Annotated in this window: 17 protein-coding genes; 2 read left to right on the plus strand and 15 right to left on the minus strand. The window is 37.0% G+C overall.

The genetic code is table 11. From position 1 onward, the window contains the following. Nucleotides 1-30: 30 nt before the first annotated feature. The 14 genes from AO843_RS19935 to AO843_RS20000 form a co-directional block, all read right to left on the minus strand. Complete coding sequence (locus AO843_RS19935; RefSeq protein ID WP_054612822.1) at nt 31-1,008, minus strand: N-acetylglucosamine kinase; 978 nt, start codon at nt 1,006-1,008, stop codon at nt 31-33. Between the two features lie 12 nt (nt 1,009-1,020). Further along, nucleotides 1,021-2,022 (minus strand): asparaginase, encoded by a 1,002-nt coding sequence (locus AO843_RS19940; RefSeq protein WP_054612823.1) that lies wholly within the window; start codon nt 2,020-2,022, stop codon nt 1,021-1,023. Nucleotides 2,023-2,040: 18 nt separating this feature from the next. Then, nucleotides 2,041-3,192, minus strand: coding sequence for an ROK family transcriptional regulator (locus tag AO843_RS19945; RefSeq protein ID WP_054612824.1), 1,152 nt, complete (start codon nt 3,190-3,192; stop codon nt 2,041-2,043). Nucleotides 3,193-3,206: 14 nt separating this feature from the next. Continuing rightward, nucleotides 3,207-4,088, minus strand: a complete 882-nt coding sequence (locus AO843_RS19950) for a sugar phosphate isomerase/epimerase family protein (protein ID WP_054612825.1) — start codon at nt 4,086-4,088, stop codon at nt 3,207-3,209. Nucleotide 4,089: 1 nt separating this feature from the next. Beyond that, nucleotides 4,090-5,148, minus strand: coding sequence for a Gfo/Idh/MocA family protein (locus AO843_RS19955; protein ID WP_054612826.1), 1,059 nt, complete (start codon nt 5,146-5,148; stop codon nt 4,090-4,092). A gap of 12 nt (nt 5,149-5,160) precedes the next feature. Next, complete coding sequence (locus AO843_RS19960) at nt 5,161-6,039, minus strand: sugar phosphate isomerase/epimerase family protein (protein ID WP_054612827.1); 879 nt, start codon at nt 6,037-6,039, stop codon at nt 5,161-5,163. Between the two features lie 19 nt (nt 6,040-6,058). Next, the gene (locus AO843_RS19965) at nt 6,059-7,024 is read right to left on the minus strand and encodes an ABC transporter ATP-binding protein (protein ID WP_054612828.1); all 966 of its coding nucleotides are present in this window, start codon (nt 7,022-7,024) and stop codon (nt 6,059-6,061) included. Then, entirely contained in the window at nt 7,017-8,009 is a 993-nt protein-coding gene (locus tag AO843_RS19970) for an ABC transporter ATP-binding protein (protein WP_054612829.1), read from the minus strand. Before AO843_RS19970 ends, AO843_RS19965 begins: the two co-directional genes overlap by 8 nt. A gap of 11 nt (nt 8,010-8,020) precedes the next feature. Beyond that, nucleotides 8,021-8,917: an ABC transporter permease gene (locus AO843_RS19975; protein ID WP_054612830.1), complete on the minus strand. Its 897-nt coding sequence runs from the start codon at nt 8,915-8,917 to the stop codon at nt 8,021-8,023. A gap of 13 nt (nt 8,918-8,930) precedes the next feature. Then, a complete protein-coding gene (gene nikB / locus AO843_RS19980) occupies nt 8,931-9,854 on the minus strand; it encodes a nickel ABC transporter permease (RefSeq protein WP_054612831.1) in 924 nt (307 codons plus the stop codon). 68 nt (nt 9,855-9,922) lie between these two features. Further along, on the minus strand, nt 9,923-11,506 hold the full coding sequence (locus tag AO843_RS19985) for a glutathione ABC transporter substrate-binding protein (RefSeq protein WP_054612832.1): 1,584 nt from the start codon (nt 11,504-11,506) through the stop codon (nt 9,923-9,925). A 475-nt stretch (nt 11,507-11,981) separates the two neighbouring features. Continuing rightward, complete coding sequence (locus tag AO843_RS19990; RefSeq protein WP_054612833.1) at nt 11,982-13,337, minus strand: aspartate aminotransferase family protein; 1,356 nt, start codon at nt 13,335-13,337, stop codon at nt 11,982-11,984. Nucleotides 13,338-13,375: 38 nt separating this feature from the next. Continuing rightward, nucleotides 13,376-14,905, minus strand: a complete 1,530-nt coding sequence (locus tag AO843_RS19995; RefSeq protein ID WP_054612834.1) for a CoA-acylating methylmalonate-semialdehyde dehydrogenase — start codon at nt 14,903-14,905, stop codon at nt 13,376-13,378. A gap of 24 nt (nt 14,906-14,929) precedes the next feature. Further along, complete coding sequence (locus tag AO843_RS20000) at nt 14,930-16,342, minus strand: amino acid permease (protein ID WP_054612835.1); 1,413 nt, start codon at nt 16,340-16,342, stop codon at nt 14,930-14,932. Between the two features lie 233 nt (nt 16,343-16,575). Here AO843_RS20000 and AO843_RS20005 point away from each other — a divergent pair, with 233 nt between their 5' ends. Beyond that, nucleotides 16,576-18,144 (plus strand): PucR family transcriptional regulator, encoded by a 1,569-nt coding sequence (locus AO843_RS20005; RefSeq protein ID WP_054612836.1) that lies wholly within the window; start codon nt 16,576-16,578, stop codon nt 18,142-18,144. A 51-nt stretch (nt 18,145-18,195) separates the two neighbouring features. On the opposite strand, the gene AO843_RS20010 is transcribed toward AO843_RS20005, so the two are convergent. Next, entirely contained in the window at nt 18,196-18,990 is a 795-nt protein-coding gene (locus AO843_RS20010; protein WP_054612837.1) for a carbon-nitrogen family hydrolase, read from the minus strand. 551 nt (nt 18,991-19,541) lie between these two features. On the opposite strand from AO843_RS20010, the gene AO843_RS20015 reads away from it, so the two are divergent. After that, nucleotides 19,542-20,009, plus strand: a complete 468-nt coding sequence (locus tag AO843_RS20015) for an SHOCT domain-containing protein (RefSeq protein WP_054612838.1) — start codon at nt 19,542-19,544, stop codon at nt 20,007-20,009. Nucleotides 20,010-20,046: the final 37 nt, after the last annotated feature.

Below are 20,046 nucleotides of genomic sequence, written 5' to 3' on the forward strand. Positions count from 1 at the left end.
CTACTTGCTAGATTAAAGGGAGATTATTCCTTAGATTAAAAACTTATTAATACTTTTATTATATTGATCTAAAAATACCCTTGCTTCACTACTAGGTAATTTCAATGCTGCCAACGCGGCACCACCCACTGGTAAACTATAGGCACCCATAAAGTCATACTGATTACTATGTTTTTTATCAATTGCGGCTAATCTTTCTATAAATAACCCCAATTCTTTAAAAACTCCACCAGCTAGCACGACTTTGACACGGCTAGTTGAAAATGGATTCTTTTTGTAACAAGCATCGATACTCTGATAAAAGACCTGGCAGACTTGATCCAAAATTGTATTTGCTACTACATCACCCCGTTTTGTGCATTCAATTGCCACTTTACTTAATGGAGAGATCGTATCTCGCGGATGTCCTTCACCATAAACAATTTCAATTATTTGTGGAACAGATTGTAATTGAAAATAATCTAATACTGCCGTTGTTAAAATCGTTTCAGGCCCTCTTTTATCAAATTCTTTAAAAACCGCTTTTAATGTGCGAATACCCATATCATAGCCACTACCCTCATCATCAAAAATATAACCCCATCCTGCCGTACGCTCAATTCTTCCGAATGGATCTATACTTAAAGTAATCGCACCTGTACCAGAGATCTGAACAATGCCTGGTTGACCTAATGTCCCCGCATATAGTGCGTTCAACCCATCATTCGACAATGATAGTTGACAACCTTCTGGTAAGAGCGAGGTTAATAATGTCTGTGTAATCTCCTCATTATTATTTTCTGTCACGCCAGACAGTCCCGCATGGCATTTTGTAATTTGATGAAAATGGGTAGGCTGCTGAATTTTCAAATTATCTATTAGTTCTATTATCGTCTGCGTAAATTGCTCTAAGCTCATTGATGTAGGGTTACTTTTACCCGTTTCTGCGAGCGCTATTACTTGCCCACGAAATGTAGAGATTGTCGCAATTGTTTTTGTTCCACCACCATCAATTGCCAAAACATACAAGTACCTTCACCTCTATATGATTTTAATTGTAGAAACAATTTCTCCCACCTCAAGCCCTGCGTCATTTCGCACAAAGGAAGGAGATAACGCTTTAATACGCTCAATCGTTTCTTCATTTGTATACTGAATTTGTTCCAATACAGAAGCAATCACATTTGGCCACGGACTTTCTGAGCCATTCATAATTTTTAAGGCAAAACTTAATCCTTCATTTCGTAGGGCAAAACAGTATACGCCCTGCGCTCCACCCTTCGCCACAATATTAGGGTCTTTTAACAATGCTGTACAAATAAAGTTTTGAGCTGCAATAATATGATTTTCTTGATTCATTACTGTAGTAAGCTTTATTACTGCTTCACGAATTTGATGATTATCAATCAATTCTGGCCGCGCTAGCTTTAAATAGGCTATTGCCATATTTTTTAACGGAATCGCAAAGACTGGCGAACCACAACCGTCTATTCCTGTACGAATTTTCCTCTCATCATATTCACTTAAATAAGCAATGTACTTTTTTATCATTTGCTGCAACGGATGATCTGGATGACAATATTGCTTGAAATCATAGTCATTTGCTAGACAAGCAGTTAAAAACCCTAAATGTTTGCCCGCACAATTATGAAGTAATTTTCTCTTTTCATGTCCCTGTTGAATATACAGCGTTTTTGGTTCTTCATTTAATGGATATGATGCTGCACAGATCAAATCATTTTCACTAACAGGAACTTTTTCCAACAACGAGGTCAACGCCTCTTGATGATAAATTTCACCTCTTTGTGAAGCCAAAAATAATGCACTTTCCGTTGAAGTTATCTCGTACTTTTCTATAAAATTCGTCATGAAAATTGGAATGGCTTGAAATGGTTTTGCTGCAGAACGAAAATACACAGGCTCATAATCTTGACCAACAGAAACGAATTCTTCCTTTGATAGATTCACAGCACTCATTTGGCCATAATGCACATTTTCCATTAATCCTGAACGGTACTCTTTCAAAAATTCTGAGTAAGCCACGAATCAACCAACCTTTCTTTAAACAGACAACAACTGCTTTTGTGCTTGTAATGCTGCTCCTTTGACAACTCCCACTTTCAATTGATTTGAAAACTGCAAATCGAAATGAGGTTGTAGTTCTTTCCATATATACTGTTTGCATTTTTCACTAAGGAGTTTTTGAAATGTTACATTGTGCTCAATAATTTCTCCACTGACGATGACAGCCTCTGGTTCATATAAACAAACTAAATTATTGATGGCAATGGCTAGAAATGTGGCTACATCTTGTTGAATATCTACTGCCCATTGCTCGCCTTGCTCAACACAATGTAAGATCTCTTCCATTGATTGAATATTTAGATTTTTAGGTGTTCTTTTTAGTAGAGTCACTTCCGAAATATACATCGATAAGCATCCCCTCTTACCACAGTGACACATTTCACCAAAGGGATTAATCGTTATATGACTTATTTCTCCCGCTTTATTTTGAATACCTCGATACACTTCTCCGTTTAGTAAGATAGCTGCTCCGATGCCCGTTCCAATGCCTACTAAAATACAATTTGAATAAAGAGGCGTATAGATATCACCAATTTCAGCAATGATTTGCATTTTTAATTCATTATCTACGATGACTTCACAATCAAAAACACCAGTTAAATCTTCTCTTATATGACAGTTCTCCCACTTCAATTGCTCAGAAGAAACGATAATGCCTTCTTTGTTATTAATTACTCCTGGAACACCTATTCCAATGCCTAATAATTTATCCTGAGCAATCTGATATTCTGTCAAGATATTAACTATGGACTGTTGTAGTAGATGTATAGCTTCTTCATATTGATGCTTGATGTTACATTTGACTTCCTGAAAAGCGATGAGCTTCCCTAAGAAATCTAATATACCAAGTCGAATAGTAAAACAATCAATCTCTATCCCTATAGTATATAAAGCATCTTCACGCATATGAATTAACGTGGGACGTCTACCAATAGCTGTTTCTTCCGAAATCCCTTCAAGAATAAAACCTTCCGCTTCTAGCTCCTGCACAATACGAGTAATGGTCGTAGGGCTCATTTTTGTATATTTAGATAATTGAATTCTTGAAATTGGCGCCATCTGCCTGATTGCGTCAAGCACAATATATTTATTTTGCCTTCTCATTTGTACTTGATCTTGCTTTTTCAAATTAGATTCATCCCCTATTTAAACTTTTCTATGAATTGTACAGCTTCTTGAATGTCTTTTTCGGGATTTGATCTCACTTCTCGTTCAATAGTTAAATAGCCATTGTATCCGATTTCATGTAAAGCTGAAAAATAAAGCTCGAAATTGACATCTCCCTGACCTAGTGGAAGTTCTCTGAAAAAATCCCCATTTTCCACCATTTCTTCTATTTTATCATGAGATGTTCCAGAATCGTATCCTAAGTACCCATACACGTCTTTTGGATTCGTTTGCTGCAATTGAATCCCATCCTTTACATGTGTATGTACGATATAATTGCTTAAAAGCTTAACGCCAGCTACAGGATCATCTTTCGTTACCATTACCATATTGGCAGGATCAAAATTAACTGATACCCCATCTGTTGATAGTTTATCTAAAAATGCCTTTAGTGTTTTACTCGTTTCTGGTCCTGTTTCAATCGCAAAATAAGCATCTAGTGATGTAGCAAACTGCCCTAATTCTTCACAGGCTTCAAGCATAGTTTGATAGATTGGGTCTTTCTCATCTTCCGGAATGATCCCGATATGGGTCGTGACGATTGATGTCCCAAGATCTTTAGCTAATTGCATAATTTCTTTTGATTTTTTTATTTTCCATACATTTTCATTTTTATCTTGAAAGCCATGCCCCCCCAAATCGCCACATAATGCTGAAATTTCGAGCCCTAAATCTAAAATATATTGCTTCAATTCTGCTCTTTGTGCAGCATTTAAATGATCGGGGTCTAACTCACCTGAAACTGCGTACATCTGTACTCCTTGCGCGCCAACCTCTTTCGCCTTTAACAGTCCTTCACGAATGGGCAATCTAAAGCTGTCTACAATAACGCCAATTTTATTGTTCAATTTCACCATTTTAATAAACAACTTCCTTTCCTTGCTTTGCAGAAATATAAATTCCCTCTAAAATCTTCATAATTTCTACCCCATCCTCCACAGGTGCGACTGAATCATACTGATGAAGACAGCAATCAACAAACGTATTGATTTCATTTTGAAAGGCTGCTACAAAATCAAAGGACAAATCGTTAATTTGAGGATGAATATTTAAAATGGTATTATGCTCTTCGCTGACAATTTTCAACTCAGGCTCTAACTCTGCTCCCCCATTTGTTCCATATAATTTAATGCTCATTTCATCTTTTATGGCATGTAGTGTATAGGAAACATCTACCATTAGTGAAGCTCCATTCTCAAATGTAATAAGAGCGTTTGCTAAGTCTTCTACTGTATTTTTAGTAGCATCATAGTCTGCAGCCTTATAAAAAGATAAATTTTCAATATGATTTCTATTTCCTAATTGATGATAGGTATGACCAGTTATACGTTTCACTTTTGGTCTACCCATTAAGTACCAGCATATATCAATAACATGTACACCCAAATCAATTAATGGGCCACCACCAGATTTATCGATTTCTGCAAACCAACCTCCTGGATTACCTAATCTTCTTAGGCAAGTAGCTTTAGCGTAATAAATATCGCCCAATTTGTTATCGTCTATGAACTGTTTCAGTACTTTGGTATTTGATGCAAAACGTCTTACATAGCCGACTTGAAATACTTTACGATGCTTTTCCGCAACCTTCTGGATGTTTAAAGCCTCAGCATAAGTCATGGATAAAGGTTTTTCGATAAGCACATGTAAGTCATTTTCTAAAGCAAGAATCGCCAATTCTGCATGTGTATTATTCCATGTGCAAATACTTACAGCATCAACATTTTTGTCTGCAAATAATGCTTCTTTAGAAGAAAAAACATGAGTTGCTCCAAATTGAGCAGCTTTTGCTTTGCCTCGCTCAATAGAAGCATCATACACACCATATAACTCAACCGATGGATTCTTCATATAGGAGCCTAAATGATAATCCGAAATTGAACCTGTACCAATTACACAAACTTTTAATTTGTTCATGTTCTTCCCTCCTTAGAGCTTACATTCATCCCATAAACGACGTACATTATCCATCCCTATTTTTGAACCAGCTTGACAATCCTCCATGCCTTCAAACTCCACCGTAATATAACCATCGTATCCATAGCCCTTTACAAGTTTTATAATTTCTCGAATATTTATATCACCATGTCCAACAATAGCTCCTCGGATGTAATTGTTATGAACTGTGCGGAACCATTCCCCATCACCTGGATTTTCATAATAAGGACGAATATAAAAATCTTTAAAATGCACTGTAGCAGCATAGGATATATTTTTCATGACACCGATTAGAGGTTCTTCATCAATACATAAAAAATTCCCGACATCTAAAGTAGTTTTAAAGTTATCTCTGTTGACCGCTTGAATTAATTGTTGTACACGATCACTTGTTTGAACATTAAAACCATGATTTTCAATCGTTGTCGTGATACCAAATTGTTTTGCATAATCTGCAATCAACTGACAGCCCTTAACCATTTCATCAAAGTGTTCATTGTAATAATGAATGGATGTCTGCTCCTTTGGTAAAGTAAAGAGTGTAACATCATGACGCATAATTTTGATGCCCATATGATGTACCACATCAACATGCTTCTTTAAGCGTTCAACTTCTTCAAAAAAAGCTTCCTCCGTACTATGAATAAAGTTTGCAGGTAATGAATAGGCTGATAACTCTAATCCCAGTTCTGCTGCTTTTTCTTTAATTTGAGATGCAAGTTCATAATTATCTACAACGGTAAATTCATAGGGTACTAGTTCTACATGCTGTCCACCATTGTCAGCTACCCATTGTAAAACATCCAGAACATTCATTTCCCCCTGCTTCATTTTTTTGACCATACTATATGTGCTTAATCCTACTTTCATTTATGAACACCTCTCCTTTTTAATTCACAAAATGACATGCAACACTTTGCTCTTCGTTTATTTTTCTCATCTGTGGAATAGCTTGCTTACATATATCTGATGCGAAGGGGCACCTTGTATGGAAGGTACAACCACTTGGCGGATTTTTAGGATTTGGAATATCGCCTATTAGTACTTTCTTCTTTTTTCTTAACGTTGGATCTGCAATTGGTACAGAAGCAATGAGCGCTTGCGTATAAGGATGCTTAGGATTATTAAATATAGTTTCTTTTCGTCCGATTTCTACAATGGTTCCTAAATACATGACACCAATATAATGACTAATATGTTCTACAACACTTAAATCATGAGAAATAAAGAGATACGAAATTTTAAATTCTTGCTGCAATTGCTTTAGTAGATTCAAAATTTGCGATTGTATGGATACATCCAATGCAGACACAGGCTCATCAGCAATAATTAATTTCGGTTTTGTTATTAAAGCACGTGCAATCCCTAAACGCTGCCTTTGTCCACCACTGAACTCATGTGCATATCGATCAGCGTGTTCAGCATTTAATCCTACTACTTCGAGCATTTCTAGTACTAGTTTTTCACGCTCATCTTTCGATAGTTTTGTATGAATTTCTAAAGGCTCACCAACAAGTTCCTTTACTTTCATTCTTGGATTTAATGAGGCATAGGGATCTTGAAATATCATTTGAACAGTTTGCCTTAAATGCTTTAATTCGGATTGCTTTGCAGTAGCTATTTCTTTTCCATCCACAACAATACTTCCACTTGTCGGTGCTATTAATCGAGTGATTAACCTGCCTGTTGTAGATTTTCCACAGCCACTTTCTCCAACTAGACTAAATGTTGTACCTTCCTCTATTTCAAAGGAAACATCTATTACTGCATTAACATGTTGGCTTTTTTGAAATAACCCACCGGCTACCTGAAAGCTTTTTTTTAAATTTTCCACTTTTAAAATACTGTTAGGCATTTACTTCCACATCCTTTTTCGCATATAGCCAGCAGCTACATTGGCGGGTAGCTGAAATTTCCACTGTCGGTGGACTCTCCTCCTGACATATAGACATGACTTGATTACATCGCGGAGCAAACTTACAACCTTTCGGCATATTTTGCGGAGATGGTACATGACCATTGATAGAATCTAATACTTCCTTTTTATCACCAATTTTCGGTACTGATGCTATTAAACCTTTTGTATACGGGTGCTTAGGGCTAGCAAATAATTCAAAGACATCAGCTTCCTCTACAACCTGCCCTGCATACATCACGACTACTTTATCGCACATTTCAGCCACAACACCCAAATCATGTGTGATCAATAAAATAGCGGTCTCATTTTCTTCCTTTAACTTTTTCATTAACTCTAAAATTTGGGCTTGTATCGTAACATCTAGCGCAGTGGTTGGTTCGTCAGCAATAAGTAGATTGGGATGACATGCCATTGCCATGGCTATCATGACTCGCTGCCTCATTCCCCCTGATAGCTGATGAGGATATTCATGAATGATTTCCTCTGCTCTACCTATTCCTACACTCTTTAACATTTGGATTGCGTGATGTTTACTTTCGCTCTTTGGCAGCTTCAAATGCATCTCAATTGCTTCCATCAACTGCTTACCAATTTTCAAGACAGGATTTAAAGAAGTCATAGGCTCTTGGAAGATCATCGCCATTTGCTTTCCACGAATTTTCCGAATTTCTGATTCAGACATTTTAGTCAAATCTTCTCCATTAAAATAAATAGAGCCCTTCACGATTTTGCCTGTAGTTCCATGAAATAATTGCATAATGGATAACGACGTTAGGCTTTTTCCACTACCCGATTCTCCAACTAAGCCTAATATCTCGCCCTTACGGATTGAAAAATTGACACCTCTTAAAATTTTAATTTCGGTTTTATCACGCATAAAGGACGTTTCTAAGTCACTTACTCGCAATACATGTTCTGTCATAGGCATTCTCCTTAATTATTTTTAATTTTCGGATCTAATACATCTCGTAATCCATCGCCTATTAAGTTAAATGCTAGTACAGTTAAAAATATAGCAATTCCTGGCATGATGACTACGTGAGAAGATGTTCCTAAGTAGTCACGTCCACTACTTAGCATGACTCCCCACTCGGGCATTTCAGGACTGGCACCTAAGCCTAAAAAACTTAAACCAGAGGCTGCTAAAATTGCTGTTCCTATACGCATTGTGACAAAAATAATTAATTCACTAATCGTTTCAGGGAAAATATGTTTCCACAGCACTCTTACATGTGAAGCTCCCATTGATTGAGCAGCTTCTACATATACGTTTTCTTTCGCATTCAATGTTGCGCCCCGCACTAATCGCGCAAAGGATGGTACACTAAAAATCATGACAGCGATAATGACATTATTAATACCAGGACCAAGTAATGCGACAATAGCGATTGCTAATAATAAATCAGGAAATGAAAACAATACATCACAGCTACGCATGATAACTTTGTCTATCCAACCACCAAAGTAACCACTAATTAAACCTAAAATAGTCCCTAAAATTAAACCCAAAAATACGGCACTGAAGCTTACCATCAAGGATATTTTGGCCCCTACTATCAAACGACTAAAGATATCTCGCCCATATTCGTCCGTTCCCGCTAAATGACTGGCACTTGGTCCCTCTAATAAGGCATCATAATCCGGTTCAAAGGGATCGTATGGTGCAATATAAGGACCAATAATAGCAACTACAATTAACAATCCTATAAAGATGCTTGCTAACAATGCAGCCTTTTGTTTTTTAAAAGACTTCCAAAATTCTTTTAGAGGAGAGTATTTCCTTTGCTTTTTTTGCACTTGGCTATTTTGCACAGTAGTTGGTGAAGTCATCCCGTTCCCTCCCTTAAGAATCTAATTGGATTTTTGGATTTAACACTGTATAAAGCACATCTACGATTAAATTCACTAAAATAAATTCAAACGCAAATAACAGTAGTGCTGACTGAATGACAGGATAGTCTCGAAATGCAATAGAATCGATTAGAAGACGACCCATTCCTGGAAAGCTAAATACCGTCTCAACTACCACTGAACCCCCCAGTAGAAAACCGAATTGTAAACCTGCGACCGTCACCACAGAAATTAAGGAGTTTCGTAAAGCATGCGTCACAATCACAGAATGTTCCTTCAAACCTTTTGCTCTACCCGTTCTTATAAAATCAGCTTGTAACGTTTCAAGCATGGAAGATCGAGTAAATCGAGCGATCATTGACATAATGCCTGCCCCTAAAGTCAAGGAAGGTAAAATATAACTAGAAAAGCCATCCAATCCACCTGTGGGGAACAACCCTAGTTGTACTGAAAATAATTGAATTAATAATAGTCCCAACCAAAATCCAGGAATCGAAATGCCAGAAACCGCCGTTACCATTCCAAAATAATCAGGCCATTTGTTTTTATTGATGGCAGAAAAAACGCCTATCATTAAACCTATTAACGTAGCCCAAAGCATGGAGAGGAAAGTGAGATGAAGAGAGGGCATAAATCTTGTTTTAAACATATCTATCACAGGTAATCCTGTTGTTAAGGATGTGCCAAGTTCACCCGTCATAAGGTTCTTCATATAATCTACGTATTGTTTTAAAATTGGTTTATCAAGACCCAACTCATGTCGTACATTTTCTACATCTTCGATTGTGGCATCCTTACCCGCTACTAATCGTGCAGGATCTCCTGGGATTAAATGAATGAATAAGAATGTTAATATTGAAATGACAATTAATATCGGTATCATTTCAACAATTCTTCTTGCGGTATATTTCCACACGACGACTTCCTCCTTTCTAATTTGTAGAAAAGGAATTGACCAACATCAATTCCTTTTTTTGTGTAGCATTACTCAACTTTTGCATTTTTCACATCGAGCCCACCTGTTGGATTTACTAATACACCACTGACATTTGAGCGTACACCATATACAACCTCATCTACTCCCAAGAAAATCCAAGGCGTATCTTGGTAAACTATTTCTTGTAATTTTTCATAGAGCTCAGCTTGTCGGTCTACATCTGAAATGGAGTTAGCTTCATCCATTAATTGATCTGCCTCAGTGTTATGATAATAGGCTGTGTTTGCGCCATTTGGTGGGAATGATACACTATGGAAAAGTGGTTTTGTCGCATTCGTTATATCAGAAGCATAGGCTGACCAGCTCACATACCACATTTGTAATTTTGCATCATCTGGTGTTTGTGCACCGTAGATTTCATCGGATAAAGTACCTTCTTCCATTGATTTAATCTCTACTTTTACACCGATTTGGCCTAACTGTTGTTGAATAAACTGCATGCCTTTCATCGTATCTGAATTCGTATTTCCCCAGATTTCAATATCGAAGCCATTTGGATATCCAGCCTCCGCCAACAAAGCTTTTGCCTTTTCTATATTGTGTTCATACATTTTTTGTTGTTTATAATAAACTGTTTTGGAAGGAATAATAGAGTCTAGTGGTAAACCTAGCCCTGAATTAACCACTTTTATATATGCTTCTTTGTCCACAGCATAATTAAATGCTTGTCGAACTTTAATATCATCCAAAGGTTTTTTATACGTATTTAAGGAAACATAGTGAGCAATTGTAGAAGGAACCTTATTAACTTCTACATCTTTATTGTTAGAAAGCTCGTCAATATTTTGAGCAGGTACTGGATAGATAACCTGTGCATCCCCAGCTTTTAGCATCGCTACACGCGATCCGTTTTCTGGTACTGGTTTATACGTAATTTTAGAAACACGGTCACCACCACCCCAATAGCCATCGAATTTTTCAATTGATAAATGATCCCCTTGCACCCATTCAACAAATTTATAGGGACCTGTACCGACAGGCTGCTTAGGAATATCCTTTAAATTTTCTTTAATCATTTTTGGACTAATCATTTTGGCAACCCCGAATCTTGTAATCATTGGTCCATAGGGTTCTTTTAAAGTAACTTTGATGTCATAGTCTCCTAGTATTTCCACATTACTGATTAAGCTAAAACCACGTGAATATAAACGTAAACTTTCATCATTCATGATTCGTTCAATGTTAGCTTTTACAGCTTCTGCATTAAACTGTTCCCCGTCATGGAAAGTGACCCCTTCTTGCAGCTTAAAAGTATACTCCAGAGCATTATCACTGATTGAATAATCCTCTGCTAAAACCTTAATAATTTGTCCATCAGCATCGAAGCCTAGTAAACCTTCTAACATTGTCTCCTGTACAGAACCCGAATTTGTGTCTCCTGTGTTATGCGGATCCATTGAAATAAAGTTTTCATTTACAGCGATGACAAGCTCATTTTTTGAACTCACCTTGCCTGATTCTGTAGTAGATTTTTCCCCAGTATTTGATGCGTTAGAATTGTCTTTCTCTGCGCATGCTGCTAAAAGCAACGTACATAGAATTACAAAAACCAATTTTTTAACATAATTCATCTCATCTACTCCCTTTGTAAAAATATATAAAAATATCTCCTAAAAACTTCATTAAGAAATATAATTACTAAAATCATTTATTTTCTCCACTGATGAAAATAAATAGACAAAAAATAAACTATATTTTCATTACGATTAGACAATTCAATTAGAGGAAGACATCGCTTTCTCAATTGCTTTTCATTAGAAACTATAGTTCAAAAGCCAAGATTTATTTATTCCACTGCTGAAAATAATTAACCAAAAAAATATTCCCTCCCAGGACCCTTTTACATAAAATTATCAGAAAATTTATTATTTTTTAACAACTATAAACTACGATTTATATTTTTTCCAGCATTATTTTTATTAATTTTTAAAATTTATTATTATTTTTATTGAACTATAATAAATCTCCTCATCTTTCCTTCATGTTGCAAAGTTTCGTAAAAAGGTTCTAAAAGCCCTTTTACAAGGCTTTTAGAACAACTATTATTCATGAAAGCTTATTTAAACTATCCACAACCACATCGAGTATGCGGTCAAGATCCTCTTGTACAATATTTAGTGGTGGCGATAGAGTCAAGACATTATTAAAGCCTGCCACTGTTGCCCCATTTTTCCCAATGATAATTCCTTGTCCCTTACAGGCGGCAATAACTGCATTCACCTTCTCCACTGGTAAGGGTTCTTTCGAAACTTTATCTACAACTAATTCGATCCCAATTAATAAGCCTTTGCCTCGCACATCTCCTACATTCGGATGATACTGTAGTTTTTGTTGCAATGTTTGTAGTGTTACAATACCAATTTCCTTTGAACGCTCGAACAATGCTTCATGCTCTAGAATCTCAATATTTTTTAACGCAACTGCACATGCTACTGGAGACCCACCAAATGTATTGACGTGGCGGAAATAGCCATATGCATCTGAGCCAGTGAAAGCCTCATAAATCTCCCGTTTTACGGCTGTTGCTGATAATGGCAAGTAAGCACTGGTAATCCCTTTAGCCATTGTAATAATATCTGGTTTCACACCATAATTCATAAATCCAAATGGCTTACCTGTTCGACCAAAGCCACAAATTACTTCATCCACTATCATTAAAGCCCCATGTTTTTTACATACTTCCTCAATGCCTTTTAAATAGTTATCAGGAGGCATAATGACGCCGCCACCAGTAATAATTGGCTCTAAAATCATGGCTGCGATCGTATCGCTCAGTTCCCATGTCATCGTTTTATCTACAGCCTTTACACTTGCTAAATCTAAAGGTCCAATAGCATCACTTTCATGTTCACGGTATTGATCAGGTGGTGCGACATGGATAAAGCCTGGAGACAGTGGCTCGTATTTATATTTTCGTTCCGCTTGCCCTGTTGCCGCTAAAGCCCCAAACGAATTTCCATGGTAAGCACGATAACGGGAGACAATCTTATAGCGGGAGCTGTGACCTTTTTGCTGATGATATTGTCGAGCTATTTTAAATGCTGTTTCATTCGCTTCTGACCCACTATTAGAGAAGAAAATAACATAGTCTCCACCAAGCAAATTATTTAGTTTTTCTGCTAGTTCTACGGCTGGTAAATGTCCTTGTGATAATGGTGCATAGGCATTTTTCATCATTTGCTCATGTGCGGCATCAGCCAGTTCCTTACGTCCATAGCCGACATTTACACACCATAGCCCAGCCATGGCATCAATATATTCGACGCCATCTGTGTCTATAATTCTTGCTCCATCTGATTTTTCCACTACATATGTTGCTTGCGGATTGTAGGGTTTCATTGAATGCCATACATATTGCTCATCTTTTGTTAAAACATCACTTTTAAGATTTGTCTGTGTCATAGCCAAACACCCTCTCTATTATTCTCTTTTTCACTAGATTAGCTTTTCGCATCGTTGTTACTTGGGAAAGCAAAGGAGCTCGTTGTATCTTCCGTTTCATCTGGCCAGCGTTCCGAGATTGTTTTCGCCTTTGTAAAGAATCTCGCTTGATCTGGGCCAAACATGTGCCCTTCCCCAAACTTGGAGCGCTTCCATCCTCCAAAATTGTGATAGCCGACTGGGATTGGGATTGGTACATTGATCCCTACCATACCAACTTCTATCTCTTCCTGGAATTTACGAGCTGCCGCACCACTGCTTGTAAACATCGTTACACCATTACCAAGCTCATGGTCATTAATTAAATCAATAGCTTCTTGTAATGTCTTCACGCCCACTACAATACGTGCTGGACCAAAGACCTCCTCTTTGAAAATGGTCATATTTGGCGTAACATTATTGAGTAGTGTTGGCCCAAGATAAAAACCATTAGACGTTTCGGATACTTTTGGATTTCTTCCGTCAATGACAAGGTTTGCGCCTTCAGTAACAGCCCCGTCAATATAGCGTATAATCGTTTCCTTCAATTGCTGGGTAATGACTGGTCCAAAATCGACGTCTTTTTCTGTATAAGAACCAACCTTTAGCTGTGAGATCTTATGCTTCAATATGTCCGTAAAACGTTGTTCAGTATCCTTACCTACAACAAGTGCCCCGGAAATTGCCATGCAACGCTGGGATGCTGCCCCATATGCAGCACCTAAAAAGGCATTCGCCGTTTGTTCCAAATTGGCATCTGGCATAACAATCATAAAGTTCTTACCACCGCCAAATGCTGCGACACGTTTATTATGCTTTGTTCCCGTATGATAAATATATTCAGCTACAGGCGTTGATCCAACAAATGAAATAGCTTGAATTTCTTTGTTTTCTAAAAGTTCATTGACCGCTTCTTTATCGCCATTGACTACTGTCCAAATACCATCAGGAAGTCCTGCTTCTTTCCATAATTGACTTAAATATAATGCAGAATTAGGTACACGTTCAGATGGTTTTAAAATTACGGCATTCCCGACTGCCACAGCCATACTTGTAATAGCTAGAGGTACCATAACCGGGAAATTAAACGGGGCAATTGTTGCCACTACACCAAGTGGTGACTTGGCAGAAAAAGCATTAATATTACCACCTACATTGACTGAATACTCCCCTTTTAACATTTGCGGGGCACTGATGGCCATATCTACGGATTCAATCCCTCGAACAATTTCGCCTTTCGCATCCTCCTTGGTTTTACCACTTTCCTGACAAATCACTTCAATAAGTTCTTCCTGTCTTGTTACTAACAATTGACGGAATCGATGTAAAACCTCTACCCTTTTCCCAATGGATACCTTTTTCCATGCAGGAAAAGCTTCTTTGGCATGTCGAATAGCCTGCTGTACTTCATCTCTTGAAGCAAGTGGCACTCTTGCAATAACCTCACCTGTTGTGGGATTATAAACCTCTGAGAATCTTCCACTTGTACCAGCTAGTTCTTCCCCTTTGATAAAATGTGTTAGCGTTTTCATTTCTTGCTGAACTGTCATAATTTGACCACTCCTTACGTCGGATTATTGTTCAAAATCAAACTCATCTTTGTTAAAAATAGAGCTTGATTCGTCGGCTTGCTTTATCACTTTCTTCTTTTGCGTAAGCATATAAAAAATCATTACCACCGCAACGACCACACATGTAAATAGAATTTGTGAGCGCATAGACTTAATAAAGAACATGGCAATTAATAAGGCTGTTGTTACTAGTATTGTGAAATACGTTAGATAAGGGAATAACCACATCTTCACCTTTAATAGCTCTGGATTTTCTCGTTCAATCTTTCGTCGCATTTTCAATTGTGAAAAGGCAATGATTAAATAAAGAATTAACGTAATAGCACTACAAGAACTTAGTAAAAACATAAATACTTTATCTGGTGAAACATAATTCATAATAACGGCAATATAAGAGAAAAATGTTGCTGCTAAAATGGCATTCACCGGTGCACCCTTTTTATTTAATTTCAAAAAGGTTTTTGGGGCTTCCCCCTTCTCCGCTAAAGAGAATACCATTCGTGATGTGGCATAAAGTGCTGAATTTAAGCACGATAACACCGCTGTTAAAACAACAAAATTCATGATTTGCGCAGCAGCAGGAATACCGATATAATCCAGTACTGCTACATAAGGGCTTGTTAAAATACCGGAGGAGTGCCAAGGCAATAACGTCACAACTACAGCTATAGAGCCCACATAGAAAATTAAAATGCGCCAAGTAATGGAATTGGTAGCTTTCGTTACAGCTGCCAAAGGTTCATCTGATTCACCAGCAGCTATAGCAACGATCTCTGTCCCCATAAAGGAAAAAATAACTATGACAACACCCATTAAAACAGCACCAAAGCCATTTGGTAAAAATCCACCCTGCCCTACGAGATTGGTCATACCAACTGCGTTAAAATTCGGTGCAATACCAAAAATAATAAATGCGCCTAGACCTAAGAAAACTACTATACTTGCAACCTTAATAAGAGAGAACCAATACTCAAATTCACCAAAGGCTTTTACAGAAAGAACATTTGTTAAAGTCAACGCTACAGTTAATAGTAAACTTAATAGCCATAATGGAATTCCGTCATACCAATATTGAATAATGGCTGCTGCTGCCGTTGCCTCTAATGCAATTGCAATGACCCAGAAAAACCAATATAACCAACCAATCATAAAGCCTGCCCATGGACCAATTGCTTCATGGGCATAATGTGCAAACGACCCACTCGTTGGATTGACAGCCGCCATCTCACCTAGCATACGCATCACTAAAATGACAATAATTCCTGCAAATATATACGATAGAATCGCTCCAGGACCCGCTAAGTTAATAACTGAGCCACTCCCCATAAATAGCCCAGCACCAATTACTCCCGCAATTGCGATCATTGTCATATGCCGTTTCTTTAACCCTTTTTGTAAATGCGTTTGTTGCTCCATATCTGTCACCTCTTTTATTAGATTGGATTATCGCTTACAAAAATCTTACATGTTTCATATCGTTGAAGTAATAGACAAACTGTAAAAATCTATACACTTGTTTTAAACATAATGTAAAATAGACTAAATATTCTTAAAATAATTCAATGATGATTTTTTCAAGCTATTACACAACATAAAACAGCAATAATAGATAATTTATAATAGAAGTCTGTTCAAAAGGAGGATTTATGATGAGTCAATTCCAGCTTAAAGTACTACACGCTTTAGAGAATGAGCATTTTCAACATGCGGAGGTAGTTGCAGGTCATGAGGGGCTATTAAGAATCGTTAAATGGGCACATGTTCTTGAAATAGTCCATGTAGATAATTTTTTAGTCGGAGAAGAGTTAGTGTTAACAACGGGGATCAGTCTTCAACATAGCATCGATGATTTCATTATTTTTGTTGAATCCTTAATTCAGAAAAATTGTGCTGCTCTTTGTATTGAATACGGCTCTTATATACAAGCAGTTCCAGAGGCAATAATTGCACTTGCTAACCTTCATCAGTTCCCTATTATTGTTTTTCATGAAGCAGTTCCTTTTGTTCGCATCACACAAGATTTACATAGTCAAATTATTAATCAGCAATATTTAATGGTTTCCACACTAGAATCCTACTCACAAGCTTTAAATAAAAATACTGTCTTAGGACAAAATACTGACGACATCTTACAAAATATGTATAACGAATTAAAGACACAAATCATGTTTTCTATTAAGGGACGAGAACCCGTCTTTTTTCCTAATATGACACATGGTAAACGTCAGCAATTATTAGCATTGAATAAATGTGCTCAACAATTTAAACATGAACCTATTTTTATATTTGATCAACATTATGCAGATTTAACCCTTTTTCGTGAAGATGGTCTATTCTCAGAGTTTGAATTATTAATAGTAGACCGTACAGCGACAGCGTTGGCTCAATTATTAATGCGAGAGTTCTATATTGAGGAGAAAAAGAATATTGAAGACGCTTCGATTTTAGCTGATTGGATTGATCAAAAGCTGTCTAAGGAGGAAATCTATAAATTTATCGTTACACATTACACGAACTATACACAATCTAGTGGAGCTGTTTTTATTTTGGCCTCCCCTAGTACAGTGATGAAAGCGCCAGAAGATATTGTCTATAGTAAACTTTATTATCGTAATCTCTTTGAACAACATGGCTTTATCCCATTTTTATTCGAGAGAAAAAGCTATGTTATTTTTATTTTACTTCATACGAAAGATTATCGAGCGATACGTGAAACACTAAATAGTATTTTTACTTCCCTTCCCAAAACTGAATTTTATAAAAAACAGCAAACTCAAGGTTTTCAAATAGCCGTTGGTAAAGTTGTGGCTAATGTAGAAGAAATCCCCAAAAGCTATCAAACTGCCTTAGAAACATTATATATTTGCCGTAAAGTGCAAACTTCCTCCTTCTTTTATGATGATCTGCATTTGTATCATTTAATCTATAAATTGCAAATGCAGGTGAATTTACAGGAAGTTATACACGACTATTTACAGCCAGTTATTGAGTACGATAAAAAATATAACAGCAAACTTCTGGAAACCTTACAGGTGTATTTACAAACAAATGGCTCCAAGCAGCAAACAGCTAATCAATTGTTTATCGTTCGTCAAACACTGTACCATCGCTTAAAAAAGCTTGAAAGTTTACTAGGTAAAAATTTTATGAAGGGTCACAATCGCATCACACTTGAATTCATGCTCCTTGCGAACTCTTTAATTGAACACAAGAGTTAAAAAAATGGGCACGCTCAAGAGGCTCTCTCTCCCCTAAAGCGTGCCTTCGAATTACTCTTTCACAACAACATCATGATAAAGTCCTGGTCGACGATCATCGTATACTGGAATTCTTCCGCGCACTTCATCGACAATAGAAAAGTCTACATCAATCACTGCTACTTCCTCATCTTCAGCACCGATCCAAAGCACTTCACCCCAAGGTTGAATAATCATCGATTGCCCATTAAAGTTTTCTACTTTTTTTGAAATGCGATTAACCGCTATAACAAAGCATTGGTTTTCTATCGCACGTGCCTGCAGCAATGTTTTCCAATGATCAATTCTTGGAGTTGGCCATTGTGCTGGTACAAACAATACCTTTGCTCCTTGTAAGGCATGTGCACGTAACCACTCTGGGAAACGAATATCATAGCAAATAACACCAGCAGCCTCAATTTCATCAAGTGCGAAGCGGTTCATTTCATCTCCTGCCTCTAAGTAAAGATGCTCGTCCATTAAACGGAAGAGATGTGCCTTGTTATATTCCCCAACAAGCTCTCCATTGTAATCAAATGTATACATTGTATTGTAAAATTTGTCGCCCTTTTTTGTTGAAACAGAGCCACCCACAATATGTACTGCAAGTTCCTTTGCCAATTCAGCCAAAAACGCTTTTGTGCGCTCTCCATTAACGTCCGCCAGTTCTGGTAGCTTCTCTAGCGCATAGCCTGTATTCCACATTTCTGGTAGCACAATAATTTTTGCCCCCTGTTTTGCAGCTTCTCGAATCTTGTCCTCAGCTCGTGCAAAATTTTCTTCTACTTTGCCGAAGCCAACGTTTAATTGAATACAACCGATTTTCATATCAATTCCTCCTCTAGACAATTAACAAAAAAAGTACTACCTTTCATATCACGTATTCGTTAGAGTTTATTAGCATCCAAAAATGTGTATTTCAGTACACTTTCGCTCTATTATTTTTCATTATACTACAGTTAAAATTAAACTAATTCATGTTTATACAGTCGCTTGGTCGCTTTTTGGTCGCTTGTAGACTTTTGTTAAAAGAGAAATAAAAATAGACCACCCATATTTGGTGGTCATAATGAAAACCATTTTATGTGTTTATTCAAAATGGTCCTTTATCTCTAAATTTCCGTATTTTAAAAAACCTGTAGTAAAACACTCTTCAAAGTGTTCCACTACAGGTTTTAAAATCTTAAAAACCAAAAAGTTCTTTTGATCCATCGATAACATAGTTAAATTTTATTTCATCACTTACTTTTGCTCCAAATGGTTGACCAGCAATTACTGCACCTACAACGTTATAACCAAGTAGTTCTACGTTAATTCCTTTTTTAAAATTATAAAAATAGTGATTTTTCTCAGTTTGTACCCATTCTGTTGGGAAACCATTGGCTAAACAAATTCAAATGTTCGATGATCGATTCACAGAACAAGGTGAAACACTTCTCACTGTATGTGCATCCGTTAAAGGCATAAAACAGCTTTATGTCACTGACCAAAGAGTCTTATTACACGAAATTAAAGGCCTAGTTTCAAACGATGAAAGAAGCATTCCTTTAGCATCTATTAGCAGTATCAACATTTCTAATAAGCTTGTTTACTCTACAATCGAAATCGTATCTACTGGAAATAAGGCAATCATTGACGATGTGCCAGCTCATATTGCACTCGAAATTAAGAGTGGGATTGAGAACCTAAAGGCAATGGCAAAAACAACGTCTTCCCCTGCTGCTAAACAGGAAAAGGACATGTATGATGTAGCCGATGAAATTCGAGAATTGAAGGATTTATTGGATGATGGGATATTAACGCAAGATGAATTTGACGCGAAGAAAAAGCAATTATTAGGGATATAAAATAAACCAGGCTCTCTTATGAGTACCTGATATTATC

Origin of the sequence: Lysinibacillus sp. ZYM-1 (assembly GCF_001308875.1) — a bacterium.
Classification (GTDB): domain Bacteria; phylum Bacillota; class Bacilli; order Bacillales_A; family Planococcaceae; genus Lysinibacillus.